This is a genomic window from Anabaenopsis sp. FSS-46, assembly GCF_029891665.1.
GTDB classification, from domain to species: Bacteria; Cyanobacteriota; Cyanobacteriia; order Cyanobacteriales; family Nostocaceae; genus Anabaenopsis; species Anabaenopsis arnoldii.
The window spans coordinates 20,978-35,150 of record NZ_JANQDG010000023.1 but is presented as its reverse complement, the minus strand read 5'-3'; the positions used below and the strand labels follow the sequence as shown (position 1 = coordinate 35,150).

The 14,173-nt window shown below is 40.6% G+C and carries 12 protein-coding genes; 7 read left to right on the top strand and 5 right to left on the bottom strand.

Features of this window, described 5'->3' with window-relative positions:
- Nucleotides 1-123: 123 nt before the first annotated feature.
- From NWP21_RS02545 to NWP21_RS02530, 4 genes are all read right to left on the bottom strand, one after another.
- Nucleotides 124-729, bottom strand: a complete 606-nt coding sequence (locus NWP21_RS02545; RefSeq protein ID WP_271731462.1) for a TerD family protein — start codon at nucleotides 727-729, stop codon at nucleotides 124-126.
- A gap of 10 nt (nucleotides 730-739) precedes the next feature.
- Nucleotides 740-1,315, bottom strand: coding sequence for a TerD family protein (locus NWP21_RS02540; protein ID WP_271731460.1), 576 nt, complete (start codon nucleotides 1,313-1,315; stop codon nucleotides 740-742).
- A 151-nt stretch (nucleotides 1,316-1,466) separates the two neighbouring features.
- Nucleotides 1,467-2,045, bottom strand: a complete 579-nt coding sequence (locus NWP21_RS02535) for a TerD family protein (RefSeq protein ID WP_348519747.1) — start codon at nucleotides 2,043-2,045, stop codon at nucleotides 1,467-1,469.
- A 148-nt stretch (nucleotides 2,046-2,193) separates the two neighbouring features.
- A complete protein-coding gene (locus tag NWP21_RS02530) occupies nucleotides 2,194-2,637 on the bottom strand; it encodes a tellurite resistance TerB family protein (protein ID WP_280791486.1) in 444 nt (147 codons plus the stop codon).
- Nucleotides 2,638-3,123: 486 nt separating this feature from the next.
- On the opposite strand from NWP21_RS02530, the gene NWP21_RS02525 reads away from it, so the two are divergent.
- Entirely contained in the window at nucleotides 3,124-4,896 is a 1,773-nt protein-coding gene (locus NWP21_RS02525; RefSeq protein ID WP_280791488.1) for a WD40 repeat domain-containing protein, read from the top strand.
- Nucleotides 4,897-5,044: 148 nt separating this feature from the next.
- Nucleotides 5,045-5,236 (top strand): DUF2795 domain-containing protein, encoded by a 192-nt coding sequence (locus NWP21_RS02520; protein ID WP_271731457.1) that lies wholly within the window; start codon nucleotides 5,045-5,047, stop codon nucleotides 5,234-5,236.
- Nucleotides 5,237-5,299: 63 nt separating this feature from the next.
- Here the strand turns inward: NWP21_RS02520 and ftsH are convergent, their stop codons facing one another.
- Nucleotides 5,300-7,243, bottom strand: coding sequence for an ATP-dependent zinc metalloprotease FtsH (gene ftsH, locus NWP21_RS02515; RefSeq protein WP_280791485.1), 1,944 nt, complete (start codon nucleotides 7,241-7,243; stop codon nucleotides 5,300-5,302).
- Nucleotides 7,244-7,528: 285 nt separating this feature from the next.
- Here ftsH and NWP21_RS02510 point away from each other — a divergent pair, with 285 nt between their 5' ends.
- From NWP21_RS02510 to NWP21_RS02490, 5 genes are all read left to right on the top strand, one after another.
- Nucleotides 7,529-7,723, top strand: coding sequence for a hypothetical protein (locus NWP21_RS02510; protein ID WP_271731455.1), 195 nt, complete (start codon nucleotides 7,529-7,531; stop codon nucleotides 7,721-7,723).
- 52 nt (nucleotides 7,724-7,775) lie between these two features.
- Complete coding sequence (locus tag NWP21_RS02505) at nucleotides 7,776-8,924, top strand: AI-2E family transporter (RefSeq protein ID WP_280791484.1); 1,149 nt, start codon at nucleotides 7,776-7,778, stop codon at nucleotides 8,922-8,924.
- A 1,214-nt stretch (nucleotides 8,925-10,138) separates the two neighbouring features.
- On the top strand, nucleotides 10,139-10,813 hold the full coding sequence (locus tag NWP21_RS02500; RefSeq protein WP_271731453.1) for a VWA domain-containing protein: 675 nt from the start codon (nucleotides 10,139-10,141) through the stop codon (nucleotides 10,811-10,813).
- A gap of 69 nt (nucleotides 10,814-10,882) precedes the next feature.
- Nucleotides 10,883-11,671 carry a PP2C family serine/threonine-protein phosphatase gene (locus NWP21_RS02495; RefSeq protein WP_271731452.1) on the top strand — a complete coding sequence of 263 codons (789 nt, stop codon included), beginning with the start codon at nucleotides 10,883-10,885 and terminating at the stop codon, nucleotides 11,669-11,671.
- A gap of 75 nt (nucleotides 11,672-11,746) precedes the next feature.
- Nucleotides 11,747-13,900: a tetratricopeptide repeat protein gene (locus NWP21_RS02490; RefSeq protein WP_280791483.1), complete on the top strand. Its 2,154-nt coding sequence runs from the start codon at nucleotides 11,747-11,749 to the stop codon at nucleotides 13,898-13,900.
- Nucleotides 13,901-14,173: the final 273 nt, after the last annotated feature.

Genomic DNA, 14,173 nt, shown 5'->3' with positions numbered 1-14,173 from the left:
CCAACGCCACGCAGTTCTATAACTTATCCCTACCTTTTTTGCATAATCAGATAGTTTCATTCATTTAATGATCGTACATTCATAATATTATACTACAAATGTACATAAATGACTATAAATTCATTAAATTATTGTAGACCTGATCATGTCTGCTAAACCGTTGACAGTGATCCCATTGCCCACAGCTGCCATTTTCCATTCATTATTGTGTCGATATACTTCCGCCAATATCATTCCTGTGCTCCCCTGATAATCTCTACCTGAGAGGTTATATCTAGCCAGTTCTTTGTTATTATCTGCATTGACTAAACGCACAAAAGCATTTTCAACTTGGCTAAAGTCCTGTTTACGGCGAAGGCATTCATAAATATTGATTACGAAAACCAATTTAGCAATCTGGGTTGGTATCCTAGGTAAGTCAACAATAATCACCTCATCATCCCCATCACCAGCACCAGTTAAGTTATCCCCTGTATGAATAATGGCTTTTGACGAATGCTGAAGATTCCCAAAGTAGACAATATTCTCTTTACTCGTTAACTTACCATTGGCATCTAGGCAAATTACAGAAGCATCCAAATCATACTGAGCACCACCCGCAAAGTTACTAAAAAACCCACCGCCCGATGTTTTTGCTACATCCCAGCCTAGTCCACACATCAACTTAGTCAGGGTGGGAGCTTCCTTAGACAGAGAAATTCTCTGTCCTTTTTGTAAATTAATTCCCATATCTCATCTCCTAGCTATAACGATCTAATAATGCTTGTAAGCCACCTTGATAACCAGATCCGACTGCATTTAAACGCCACTCTCCATCTTTGCGATAGATTTCAGCCATAATTAATGCAGTTTCAACAGAGTAATCCTCAACTAAGTCGTATCTAACTACTTCTTGATTAGTCTGAGCATTAACGATACGAACAAAAGCATTTTGAACCTGACCAAAGTTTTGACCTCGTTTTCCGGCTTCATGAATAGTTACCGTAATCACAATTTTCTGAATATCAGCAGGAACCTTTTGCAGACTAATCTTGATGACCTCATCATCACCATCACCAACACCTGTCAGATTATCCCCTGTGTGTTCTACTGACTTGCTTGCATCTGGACTGGTCCGGTTATTGTAAAAAATAAAGTGGTCGTCAGATATCAACTTTTCGTTACTACCGAGTAGAAAAACTGATGCGTCTAGGTCAAAGTCATAGCCAGTGTCCGTTGGTTTCACATCCCACCCCAAACCAACAAATACCTCCGTAAGTCCCGGCGCAACTTTTTCTAGTGAAACCCGTTGTCCTTTTGTTAACGTAACTGCCATTTTTTTGGTCTCCTGAAATTCAACCTTGAACGAATAAATTGGTAAAGTGCCTAACTTCTCATAGAATTGGTATGACCAACCATCTTACTGGGGTAAATGAAAATGCTGACTTTTGCCCCAGTAAAATGGTTTTAGCCTTCTGGAGAATTACCTAGTTATAGCGATCAAGGAGCGCCTGTAAACCACCTTGATAACCAGACCCGACTGCATTTAAACGCCACTCACCATCTTGACGATAAAGTTCAGCCATGATCAATGCTGTTTCGATGGAATAATCTTCTGTGAGTTCATAGCGGACAGCTTCTTCTTTTGTCTGCTCATTCACAATACGTACATAGGCATTTTGTACTTGACCAAAATTTTGATGGCGTTTTTCTGCGTCATGAATAGTCACAGCGATCGCAATTTTTTCAACCTCATCAGGTACTTGATTCAAAGAAACTTTCATTGTCTCATCATCTCCTTCACCTATACCCGTCAGGTTATCTCCTAGATGTTGAACTGCTTTATCAGCATCAGGACTTTTAGGATTGTTATAAAATATAAAATGGGCTTCAGATATGAGCTTATCATGAGAATTGAGCAGAAAAGCTGAGGCATCTAAATCAAAATCTGTGCCGGTATCAGTAGACTTTACATCCCATCCAAGACCAACAAAAACTTGAGACAGACCCGGTGCAACTTTCTCCAGAGAGATACGTTGTCCCTTCGCCAGATTAATTGTCATTATTCAAGACTCCGTGATAATTCAGGTAATATGTAGTCGGAATATATGTATATAGCCTTTTTCAGGCTCATGAAGTACACACCAATTCCCTGTTCCCTGTTCCCTGTTACCTCAAACTAAAAAAAATTGTACCTCACGAGCATGGGAAATGCTATAATTGAAACTCTAAGGGATTCAAAGACAAATTTTGACATATTTCTCGCATAACTTGCTTCTCGGATTCGTCGAAATTATTATCAGCAGAACCGATGCTACAACATACTACAATCAACAATCTTGAAGCATCGGAATTATTCTTGATCTTACTAATAGCTTTTAGTGCTTGTCCTTTACCAATATCTGAGTCAAACTCAAAACCACTCACAAAATAATTGAATCTCTCAATGACATCATTCATCTCAAATACACGCAGTTCCTCACTTCTAGCAATGAAACCAGCCATTTTTTGTTTTTCCGTAGAATGAATATGTCCATCTGCAGCTGCTACTAAAGCGCATCCCGCAACAATAGCATCCATGAATTCTTTGTTTTTAAACCGCACAATAGAATCATGTAGATTTTTTTGTTGTTCTTTTACCCAATTTAAAAAGGTCACGACAGTACTCCAGTTTTACTTGATGCTCTTAAGAGGATGTCTGCTGCATTGCATAGCAACAGATATAAATACTTTCAGTTCATCTATCGGAGGTAATCATCCGCATTGAAAGTTTTCGATGAAATGTATCATAATAAACCGAATTAATTTTGACAACTAAGAGTATTGTATAAATATAATCATCTATCTAAAGATAGATATTTAATCAAAAGATGATCATATCCTCACCTAGCGGCTAAACCCCAAGATTGCTACTCGCGCCTTATAATCTATCATACATACTTATTATTGGTAACAAAAAATACTTTTATTTCCCTCGTAGCCACTATACTTACATCTGTTACCAAAACTATTTCTGGGATGCAAATCATTGACCATGAGAAATTGACCAGCATCGTAACTCATAAATTCCAGATTGCTCTTGAGTAATTAGGTCGGTATAGCTTACCCTAAGTATGCAATATTATTGTGTCACACCCAATGCAGATGGATTGGATTAGCTTACTCAAAGCTCAACAAGCTGACTTCCTTCAACGTGTGAAAAAACCTAAAACTTATGATTTATCCTTGCTGGAAAGTCAAGTTAAAGCATCTCACCGTGAGAGAATAGTATTCTCTTGTGAGGAATTGCTGAAGATAACCGAATTTTCCCGTCAGCAAGCCGAAATTGTCGCCAAAAATCCACCCCCTACACCACCGGAATATCCCGACCCGGATGACTGGGGGATGACTTTTCCCGAATACTTCCAGAAGCAAGCACAAGAGTATCTTTTCCGAGAGCAAATTGTGGGGTTAGTGATGGCTGAATGTCTGGGTAAGTTAGTCAAAAAAATCCCACAGGACAGTGTAGAACACATGGTGTTAGATGATGAAGGGAATTTGCGCGGAGAGAGCAAATTTGCCTACCTGTTGGCTAATAATCCTAATGTTAGTATTCAAGTTTACGCAGTTGATGGAGAAAGTGTTAATAGTATTAAGAAAAATAAAGTGAGGTGGTCAGTTACTCAGGATGATTTGAAGAATTATCAAGTATTAGTTTTTCTCTGTTTATTGCACCCATTTACTGATATCAATTGTTACCAAAAACATTCTATCATTGCGGGTTTTTTACCAACCAGCCAAATTAAATTTCCCGAACCAAAACTGTATGTTACTCCCGATCATTTCTTGTATGCGGGGGGTTTGAGTTGGTATTTAGAATCATTAGTTACCCAAGGAAATATCAAAAAACCCACACAGCCATTAGTTGAACAACAGATAATAGTAGAAACAGTGCAAACTTTGCCAGCAGAACACCCGCAAAAGGCAATAATTGGTGATTGGGAATGTTGGCAAACATTGAAAGGCCACACTAGAGGCATTAATTGTATAGCTTTTAGTTCCAGGTCTAACAATGGCACAACCTCCCCCATATTAGCAAGTGGTAGTTATGGGGAAACAAAGCTCTGGGATTTAAGTAAGGGTGAATTAATCCAGACATTATCAGAGTATCCTTGGGTGGTGTCTGGAGACGTAGATATGGTAAATTCTCTAGCCTTTAGTTCAGATGGACAAACTTTAGTTACTGGTAGTGCTGATTCCACGGTCAAGATTTGGCACGTAGGCGCATTAGATTTAATCGATATTCTGCACAAGCATAATGCTATGGTGCGGTGCGTTGCATTTACACCAGATGGACTGATGTTAGCAACGGCTGGGGATGATAGAAAAGTCTTATTTTGGGATTTGACCCAACGTCAGGTAGCGATCGCCTTATCTTTAGATGATACAGCCGCTCATTCCCTAGTTTTTAGTCAAGATGGGCAAATATTAGCTACAGGTAGCTACCGCAAAATCAAAGTTTGGCGGACTTCACAACCCAGCGGGTGGAAAACTCTCAAACATTCACCACCCCCATACAGCCTCACCGGTCATTCTCACATCGTCTCTGCCATGACTATCAGTGCCGATGGTAAACTACTAGTCAGTGGTAGTTGGGATCAAACAATTAAAATTTGGCACTTGGAAACAGGGAAATTAATTCGTACCCTCAAGGGTCATAGAGATAAAGTGTATGCTGTAGCCCTGAGTCCTGATGGACTTATCGCCAGTGGTAGTGCAGATCAAAGCATCAAATTGTGGCATCCAGAAACAGGCGAATTGCTAGCTACTTTTAATGGCCATAGCCATACAGTTACAGCCCTAGCCTTCACAGATTCGGGTGAGATGTTAGTTTCTGGAAGTTTTGATCAAACAATTAAAATTTGGCAGAGAAGCTGATTGGAGAGGCATTTGATGAGTTTATGAATCAAATTTGGATGTATATGCAATTACAACGAATTTCCGACTTAAGATACAACCCTAGGTAGAGAATGACAGATAGCCATAGCCAATAGCCTAGATACAACCCACTAACAGAGGTGAAGTTATGGCAGTATCTGCAGTTGATATTTCTAGAAGTCTCAGCGGCATAGATTTTCCAGCCAATAAACAGGATTTAGTCAACCATGCCAGACAGAAAAACGCCAGTCAAGAAATAATCAACATCCTCCAACAAATGGCAGAAAGGGAATATGGCAATATGGCAGACGTAGAACATGCCTTTGGTGAAGTGAGATAATTTCATGAAGAAAGCGATCGCCCTATTTCTAGGGCGATCGCTAAACAATTCACGCTAAAATCATTAAACCAGAAGTGATTGCATCAATGGTCTGTCTGCCAATAACTTACCGGTTCGTAACCACTCATCCAATTCATCTGGTGCTTCAACTTGGTTAAGGAACTCACGCAATTGAAGACCTTCCAGAATTTCCTTATCCAATAATGCCTGTGCAATCTCCTCTAGCAACTTGCGGTTATAATGCAAAATACTCAAAGCGATGTGATGAGCATTATCTAGACTCAGCTTCACTTCCCGGTCAATTTCCTCAGCCACCTTGGGACTAATACTACGGCGGGGATTAGGGTAACCTTCCAGGAACTGCTGTTGAATCTTCTCAAAAGCCACAGTACCCAACTTATCGCTCATCCCATAGATAGTAATAGCTCGTTCTGCCAAATCCGTAGCTTTCTGGATATCATCAGCAGCACCCGTGGAAACCTTCCCAAAAACAATTTCCTCAGCAGAGCGTCCGCCCAACAAAGTAGCAATGCGTCCGCGAATTTCATCTTCTATCATCAAGAAGCGGTCTTCTTCGGGCATCTGAATTGTGTAACCCAAAGCACCCACACCACGGGGTACAACAGAGATTTTTTCCACCTTACCAGCACCAGGCATTAACGCACCGATGATGGCGTGACCAACTTCGTGATAGGCTACTGTGGTTTTCTCCAGTTCATTCAGCACACGAGAACGTTTTTCTAAACCAGCCACCAACCGCTCAATAGCTTCATTAAAATCTGCCATTAATACTGCAGGGCGATTTTGTCGGGCTGCTAACAGTGCAGCTTCATTGACTAGGTTAGCTAAATCTGCCCCCGCAAAACCAGGAGTTCGACCCGCAATAGTTGATAAATCAACATCATCAGCTAATTTCACATTTCTCGCATGGACATTCAGAATAGCTTCACGACCGCTTTTATCAGGACGGTCAACCACAACTTGACGGTCAAATCGACCTGGACGACTTAATGCGGGGTCAATGACTTCGGGACGGTTGGTCGCAGCAATGATAATCACCCCTGTGTTAGCGTCAAAACCATCCATTTCACTCAGTAGCTGGTTGAGAGTTTGTTCACGCTCATCATTACCGCCCATAATCGGCCCAGCACTTCCACGAGACTTACCCAGTGCGTCTAATTCGTCAATAAACACAATACAGGGGGCTTGCTGTTTGGCTTGGTCGAACAAGTCACGCACCCGGGCTGCACCTACGCCCACAAATAATTCAATAAATTCTGAGCCAGAAATACTGAAAAACGGCACACCAGCTTCACCCGCCACGGCTTTAGCTAGCATGGTTTTACCCGTTCCCGGAGGTCCCACCAACAATACGCCTTTAGGAATTTTTGCCCCCAGTCTAGTGTATTTACCGGCATTTTTGAGAAAATCAATGATTTCTTCTAGTTCTGCCTTAGCTTCATCTACACCGGCAACATCACTAAATTGTACACCCGTGATGCCTTCGGAATAGATGCGGGCTTTGCTTTTACCTACTGTCAATGCAGCCGGACCGCTACCTTGACGACTGATCACAAAAGCCCAAATCCCAAAGAAAATTAATGGGGGTGCAATCCAACTGAGTAAAGTACCAATCCAGGCATTTTGGGATGGTGGTGGTGCGGTAAATTCGACATCATGCTCCCGCAGAATTTTGGGCAAATCTAAATCGATGGCTACTGGCGTAGTGGTGAATACCTGTTTTACAGTTTCACCTTCGGCAGTTTGGGTTTTCATGGTATATTCAATGCGATCGCTACCCACAACCGCCTGCTCCACTTGATTATTTTGCACCTGCGCGATAAACTCACTGTAGGGAACTTGAGCTTGCCGCTGCCCAAACAAACTGGGAACAACCAAGTTAAGCAGTAATAAGAAAGTCAATAGAATCAGCAAACTACCGCCCAATTGCCTAGGTTTTGGTGCTTTATCTGGTCTTTGGTTATTATTATTAGTTTCTACAGGCATTTAGATACACCCTCCTTAGTCAGTCATCTTTTGATGTAGTAAACTCACCTGCACACTGCTGTATCAGTTCCTAATAGAATTTGCCTCATGCCAAAACACACAAACACATATAGAGATGCCTAACCCAGGTGCTGAACTACTATTAGCAACAAAAAAATTCACACAGCAACAATTTTGGCAGTATTGATCTCAAGATTTGTCTCTATATAGGTTTATTCTAGAAACTAAACCCAGTCACCTAATATCGGGTATACCCCACAGAGAAATGTGTATTGCCGTACTATTATGAAAAATAATTTAGGATTTGTAGCTAAATTGCTGGTGGTTTCCGGTTTGCTGTCCCTATTAATTAAATACGCAGGACCGCATTTATCCATAGCCGCAACAAATGCCAATGCCCTGATTATAGTTCTGTTACCGAATCTGATGCTCGCGATCGCTTTATTTTGCAGATTCCAATCAATACTCAAACAAAATTAGTAGAAATTGGTAAAATCAGCTAAGGTAACAATGATACATCTGGGGCAGGCCTGTGAACCTTGGGCAGTGGATTGGCTTAATCGCTATAGTTCTTTGTTTGTATATCTTATGGCAAATTCGGCAAGTGCTGTTGCTGATATTTGCTGCAGTTGTTTTGGCTACTACCTTAAATCGGTTAGCCAAACGTCTTCAAAGCTTAGGCTTGAAACGTGGCTTCGCTGTTCTCCTGTCGGTGTGTATTTTCTTCGCCGGTGTAGTATGTTTTTTCTGGCTGATTGTTCCCCCTTTTGTGCAGCAGTTTCAAGAACTCACTTATCGGGTTCCTCAAGGTTTTGCTCTTTTTAATAGTTGGCTCAAGGAACTAGAAACCCTCGTTCCCACTCCACTGATTCCCTACCTCCCCAATCTCAGTCACTTGATTGCACAAGCACAACCCTTTCTCAATCAGTTATTGGGTAACTCTTTTGCTTTTGTTTCTGGCTCCCTAGAAGTCCTAGTTAAGATGTTATTACTCCTAGTACTAACGGGGATGTTATTAGCCGAACCTCAAGCCTATCGCCGATTATTTATTCGCCTATTCCCTTCATTTTATCGCTCAAGAATAGATGGGATTTTGGATCAATGTGAACTTTCATTGGAGGGATGGATAACAGGTGCTTTTATTGCTATGAGTGTGGTGGGAATATCAAGTGTGATTGGCTTATATGTTTTGGGTGTCAAAGCCGCTCTAGCTTTGGGCGTTTTAGCAGGATTTCTCAACTTAATTCCTAATTTAGGTCCTACATTGAGTCTAATACCAGCAATGGCGATCGCCTTGTTAGATACTCCCTGGAAACCTCTGCTAGTGTTGCTTCTCTATCTTGTGATTCAACAGATTGATGCCAACTTTGTGACTCCCACTGTCATGGCACATCGCGTTTCTATACTACCTGCTGTGACCTTAATTTCCCAACTATTTTTCGTTACTTTCTTTGGTTTTTTAGGATTATTTTTAGCATTACCTTTGACTGTGGTTGCTAAGATTTGGTTGCAAGAAGTATTGATTAAAGATGTTCTAGATGAATGGGGAAATAGTCTCGGACAAGAAAGTGAGTTAGTAATCATTTCGCCATCTTCTCTCTCAGATCATGATCCTAATAAAGTAACTCAAAATAGCAGCATGGAACCAACAATTGATGAAATTTTTCCAGCAGAAGAATAATTAATCATCTATATTTTATTTCCGGTTTATTTCCGGTTTATTTCCGGCAGTTTTTATGTTAATGTAAAATGTAAATAAATTTTGCAGTATATCCAGCCATTCTGTAGCGAAATATGCTGTATTTACTACAAATGTTGCTCCTCTGGGTAAACACAAAATTTTCTTAACTTTTTGTATGGTTATAGTAGCAGCCGTTACTCTTTCACAAGTAGGATTTATGTTATTTATTATTATTAATCCCTGATCCTGAATATTTTAGGTAACAGGATCAGGAATATCCTAGCATTACCCATCTACAGGAATTTATGCGTAGGATGAGATTTTATTTTTACTCTTATCTAGGGTTCTGTGTACTAAATTTGTAGCAGTTATATTCTAAGTATAATCACTTGAAAAAAACCAACCTACTTCAGGAAAGGTAAAGTAGCCAGAAAACCTCTTCAGTGTCCCCTTGTGGTCAGGATAATTTTTAACGCCCATCTAAGTATCTAGCAGAGAATGAAAATTTATCCACATTTATCGGTCATTGGTCAAAGGGTAAATCTGATGCACATCAGTATCTTCATAAACCATGAGGATGTAGTCTTCTAAAATTATCAAAATTAATCAGATTTCCGAGTGTTTTAAATAACTTAAAAATAGGAATCTCATTATGCTTACTTTGTTCAAATTTAATATTTATCTCAAGAAAGTATTATGTATTTGCTGTATACATACACCGATGATATTATACTAAATATTATTGATATATTTGGTATAATATCCTGTTCAATAAGATGGAATATAGCCTTTTTCAGGCTCATGAAGTACACACCTATTCCCTATTCCCTATTCCCTGTTCCCTCAAACTAAAAAAAAATGTACCTCACGAGCATGGTAAATGCTATATCCTGTTCAAAATCATGATGTTGTCGATATAAAAAATGACTTTGTATATAATATTGTGTTCTAAATGAATATGTAATGAACCGTATTTTGTGCAGTGACAGAAAGGAATGAAATTCACAAAACCACCCTGTATACGCAGAATAATTAGCAGTATCTTAATCAAAAAATAATATATGTAGATAAGTTTGTCCAAACTATCTGTTTCATAAAGATTGCACTAATTAGGGCTAAACATTTATGTTTAGTCTTATAGCCTCCGGAAACTAAGGTATATACTTTGAAAAAAGGAAAATAAAGCAGTGACGTACAACATAACAAAAACCGTTATGCATGAAAGCTTACAACTCGATGAAATAGTCGAATTTGCTGAAAATCCTGAACCACGCTGTCCTTGTGTGCTATTGCTAGATACATCAGGATCAATGCAAGGAGATCCTATAGAAGCTTTAAATCAGGGCTTGCTGAGTTTGAAGGATGAATTAGTCAAAAATTCCTTAGCATCCAGAAGGGTTGAAGTAGCGATCATCACTTTTGATACTAATGTGAATATAGTCCAGGATTTTGTCACAGCCGATCAATTTAACCCGCCCATTTTGACAGCCCAGGGACTAACGACTATGGGGGCAGGAATTCATAAAGCATTGGACATGGTGGAAGAGCGTAAATCTTTATATCGTGCCAATGGCATTGCTTATTATCGTCCTTGGGTGTTCATGATTACAGATGGAGAACCACAAGGTGAATTAGACCATCTCATAGAGCAAGCAGCGCAACGCCTACAAGTAGATGAAGCTAATAAACGAGTTGCATTCTTCACAGTAGGTGTAGAAAACGCTAACATGATGCGCTTAAATCAATTAGCAGTGCGAACCCCACTCAAACTCAAAGGACTTAACTTTATTGAGATGTTTGTTTGGTTGTCAGCCAGTATGTCAGCAGTTTCCCATTCTCAGGTAGATGAACAGGTAGCACTACCACCCATTGGCTGGGGTACTCTTTAATCGGGTTAGCGTCGCTTACCGTAGGTATCGTGGCTTACATTCACACGAGCTATGCCTGAAAAAAAATCTATGAATACAACATTGAAACAGATATCTCATTGGCAAGTAGTGGCTGCATCTGTATGCGGTACAAGCCACATCAGAAATAAGCAGCTGTGTCAAGATGCTCACCACTGGCAGCTACTACCAGGTAATGTGTTGCTCACCGCGGCTGCTGATGGTGCAGGTTCTGCCAGCCAGGGAAAAGTGGGAGCAATGGTAGCTGTAGAAAAAGCAATAGAAACCCTTGCTATCAAACAAATTACTAGAGATTCCCTTGCAGATGATGCAATTGTGCGATCGCTATTGAATGAAGCCTTACTAGCAGCCAAAAAAGCGGTAGAGGATGCAGCAAGAACTGGCAGCAAACAGCCTCAAGATTTAGCAACTACCCTAATTATAATGGTTGCTACCCCGGATCTGGTCGCCGTGGTACAAATTGGTGATGGTTTAGCAGTGGCCAAGGATCGCATGGGTAACTTAATGGCACTGACAAGACCTGATCATGGAGAATACATCAACGAGACAACTTTTTTAACTTCCCCTCATGCCTTAGATACAGCGCAAATCAGATTATGGCGTGAAAACATAGTTAATATTGCCGTCCTTACCGATGGACTACAAATGCTGGCCTTAAATATGCTGGTGGGCGAACCTCATAAACCCTTCTTTTTTCCCTTATTCGACTTTGTGGAGAATGCCGAAGATCAGACAACAGCCAAGGAACAGTTGGTGAGGTTTTTAGGTTCTGAACGGATTACCCAACGTACTGATGATGACCTGACCCTGATTTTAGCAGGTCTTAGGAATGCTCAATGATCTTTTATCTGAGCAACGTTGTGGTGATTTTGCGAGATTTGTATTTTACATAACCCCATTCATCGTAATTTTATCATGCAAGTCTTACGTTGTTTTCCCAAACAAGAAATTATCAACCTCAGCGTGAGTTTGGGGCGTGGCGGTGAAGCTTGTATCTATACAGTGCCCTCCTGTGGTGATTTAGTCGCTAAAGTCTATCACAAACCAACAGTTGCTCACGCCAACAAACTCCAGGCGATGCTGGACAACCCTCCAGAAAACCCTACAGCTAGCTTGGGGCATATTTCCATTGCTTGGCCGCTGGATTTATTACGGTCAAAAGACCAAGACAATCGCATCATCGGCTTTTTAATGCCTCGCATTCGTGGGATGCGCCCCATTATCGACTTTTACAATCCCAGAACTCGTCGCGAACACTGTCCCTTATTCAATTATCAGTATCTGCTACGCACCGCTCGTAATTTGGCCGCGGCTTTTGCAGCTTTGCATAATAGTGGATATTGCGTTGGTGACGTCAATGAGTCAAATATTCTCGTTAGCGATACAGCACTGGTGACCTTGGTTGATACTGACTCGTTCCAAGTGTACGATCCTGATCAGAATGTTGTTTATCGCTGTCCTGTAGGTAAACCAGAGTTTACCCCACCAGAACTACAGAATAAAATTTTTGCTCAACACGATCGCAAAATCACCCATGATTCCTTTGGGCTGGCGGTGTTGATTTTTCAACTTTTAATGGAAGGTACTCACCCCTTTTCGGGAATCTTTCAAGGTGTTTCTGAGCCACCACCCTACGAAGCCCGGATTGCTGCGGGACATTTCACTTATAGTCAAAAGCGTCACGTACCTTATCTCCCTACCCCCATCGCACCCCCTTGGGAAATGCTGCATCCCAAGTTGCAAGAATTGTTTTTACGTTGTTTTGAAGATGGTCACGATCAACCACATCTGCGCCCCAACGCCCAAACTTGGTTATCAGTTTTAGCCCAAGCAGAAGATAGCCTGATTACTTGTACTGCTAATCCCCAGCATCGCTATAATCACCATTTAGATAGTTGTCCCTGGTGTAAACGTGCTTTGCGCTTAGGTGGACGTGATCCATTTCCATCACCTAGAGCAGTAGAAAATCGCGAACATCTGCGCCCACGATTTGTACCTAAAAGGCGTTACGCCCAGCGTCCACGTTCTCCACAACCAGTCAGGCCGCAATCCCAAATAAATCATTGGCAGTTACCTAAGTATTCTGTTTATCAACGTCAAAAAAACACAAAGTTTTATCCCGCTATTTTGTGTTTAGTGGGTTTTGGTGTGTTGGGGTATTTAGACGTAGCAATTAAATTTACTCGTCCTTATGTTTCTCAAAATACCTACACTCAACAAACTTTGATAACTCCTCCTCAACCCCAGCCAGATACTCTGACTTTCGCCGATTACTATCAACAGGGTCATGCTGCTTACCAAGCAAAAGATTATCACAAAGCAGTACAACACTTTAGCCAAGCTATAGAACAGGTAGCAACAAATGCTAGTGCTTATGTTCACAGAGGTAATGCCCGCTATGAATTGAGGGATTATGAAGGCGCTCTGGCAGACTATAATCAAGCTTTGCAGATTAACCCTCAAGAAGTTAAAGCTTTTATCCACCGAGGCAATGTTCATTATATGCTGGCTGAATATAGCCACGATCCCGATCGCGAATATAACCTAGCGATCACTGATTTTACTCAAGCTTTATCGCTGAACGAGCAAGAAACAGAAGCCTATATTAAAAGGGGTATTGTCCGTTCGGAAATGGCTAGATATAGCGGTCAATCTGTGCAAGATTATCAAAAAGCTATTCTTGATTTGACCCTGGCGATTCGACTGAATGCATCCAAAGCAGAAGCTTATTTTCATCGCGGTGAAATCCGCTATAGAATGGCACAGTTTAGCAGCAACTTTATTCCAGAATATCAACAGGTAATCGCTGACTTCAACCAAGCACTAAAAATCAATGGTAACTTGGCGAAAGTCTATCTCAAACGAGGGATGATTCGCTATGAACTTACACAGTATACTGGACAAGACTCTGATCGAAATAACCTCAAGGCTATTCAAGATTTACAAACCGCTGCCAAACTATCCTTGGAACAAGAGGATACACACAGCTACCAGCAAGCCATGAGCAGTATTTGTGTAATTATAGAAAGCCAATGTACTGCTTTATTAAAAAATTCTGCCATGTGGTAATTACACCTGTAACTTAGCAAGTATAGTCTTGAATCAATAACTATAACTATTTTATTACCAAATATAGTCATCCTATTTGACTTGAGAAATTATGAGTGAGGAAAGGGAACAGGGAACAGGGAACAGGGAACAGAAATTGTTCATGAATCATTTAGGATTGCTATATTTTGATTATATCGACCAAATAAACATGACAATATTTAGATTGTCATGTTTAGCTATTTTTAGCATATTTGATTAATGCAACATCTCTGATAAATTATTTATATTTTT

What these genes read in the sequence shown, in the direction of transcription:
- NWP21_RS02510 (WP_271731455.1), top strand. Translation starts at nt 7,529, where the DNA reads ATGAAAAATAATTTAGGATTTGTAGCTAAATTGCTGGTGGTTTCCGGT.
- NWP21_RS02495 (WP_271731452.1), top strand. Translation starts at nt 10,883, where the DNA reads ATGAATACAACATTGAAACAGATATCTCATTGGCAAGTAGTGGCTGCA.
- NWP21_RS02540 (WP_271731460.1), bottom strand. Translation starts at nt 1,315, where the DNA reads ATGGCAGTTACGTTAACAAAAGGACAACGGGTTTCACTAGAAAAAGTT.
- NWP21_RS02525 (WP_280791488.1), top strand. Translation starts at nt 3,124, where the DNA reads ATGGATTGGATTAGCTTACTCAAAGCTCAACAAGCTGACTTCCTTCAA.
- NWP21_RS02520 (WP_271731457.1), top strand. Translation starts at nt 5,045, where the DNA reads ATGGCAGTATCTGCAGTTGATATTTCTAGAAGTCTCAGCGGCATAGAT.
- NWP21_RS02545 (WP_271731462.1), bottom strand. Translation starts at nt 729, where the DNA reads ATGGGAATTAATTTACAAAAAGGACAGAGAATTTCTCTGTCTAAGGAA.
- NWP21_RS02490 (WP_280791483.1), top strand. Translation starts at nt 11,747, where the DNA reads ATGCAAGTCTTACGTTGTTTTCCCAAACAAGAAATTATCAACCTCAGC.
- NWP21_RS02500 (WP_271731453.1), top strand. Translation starts at nt 10,139, where the DNA reads ATGCATGAAAGCTTACAACTCGATGAAATAGTCGAATTTGCTGAAAAT.
- ftsH (WP_280791485.1), bottom strand. Translation starts at nt 7,243, where the DNA reads ATGCCTGTAGAAACTAATAATAATAACCAAAGACCAGATAAAGCACCA.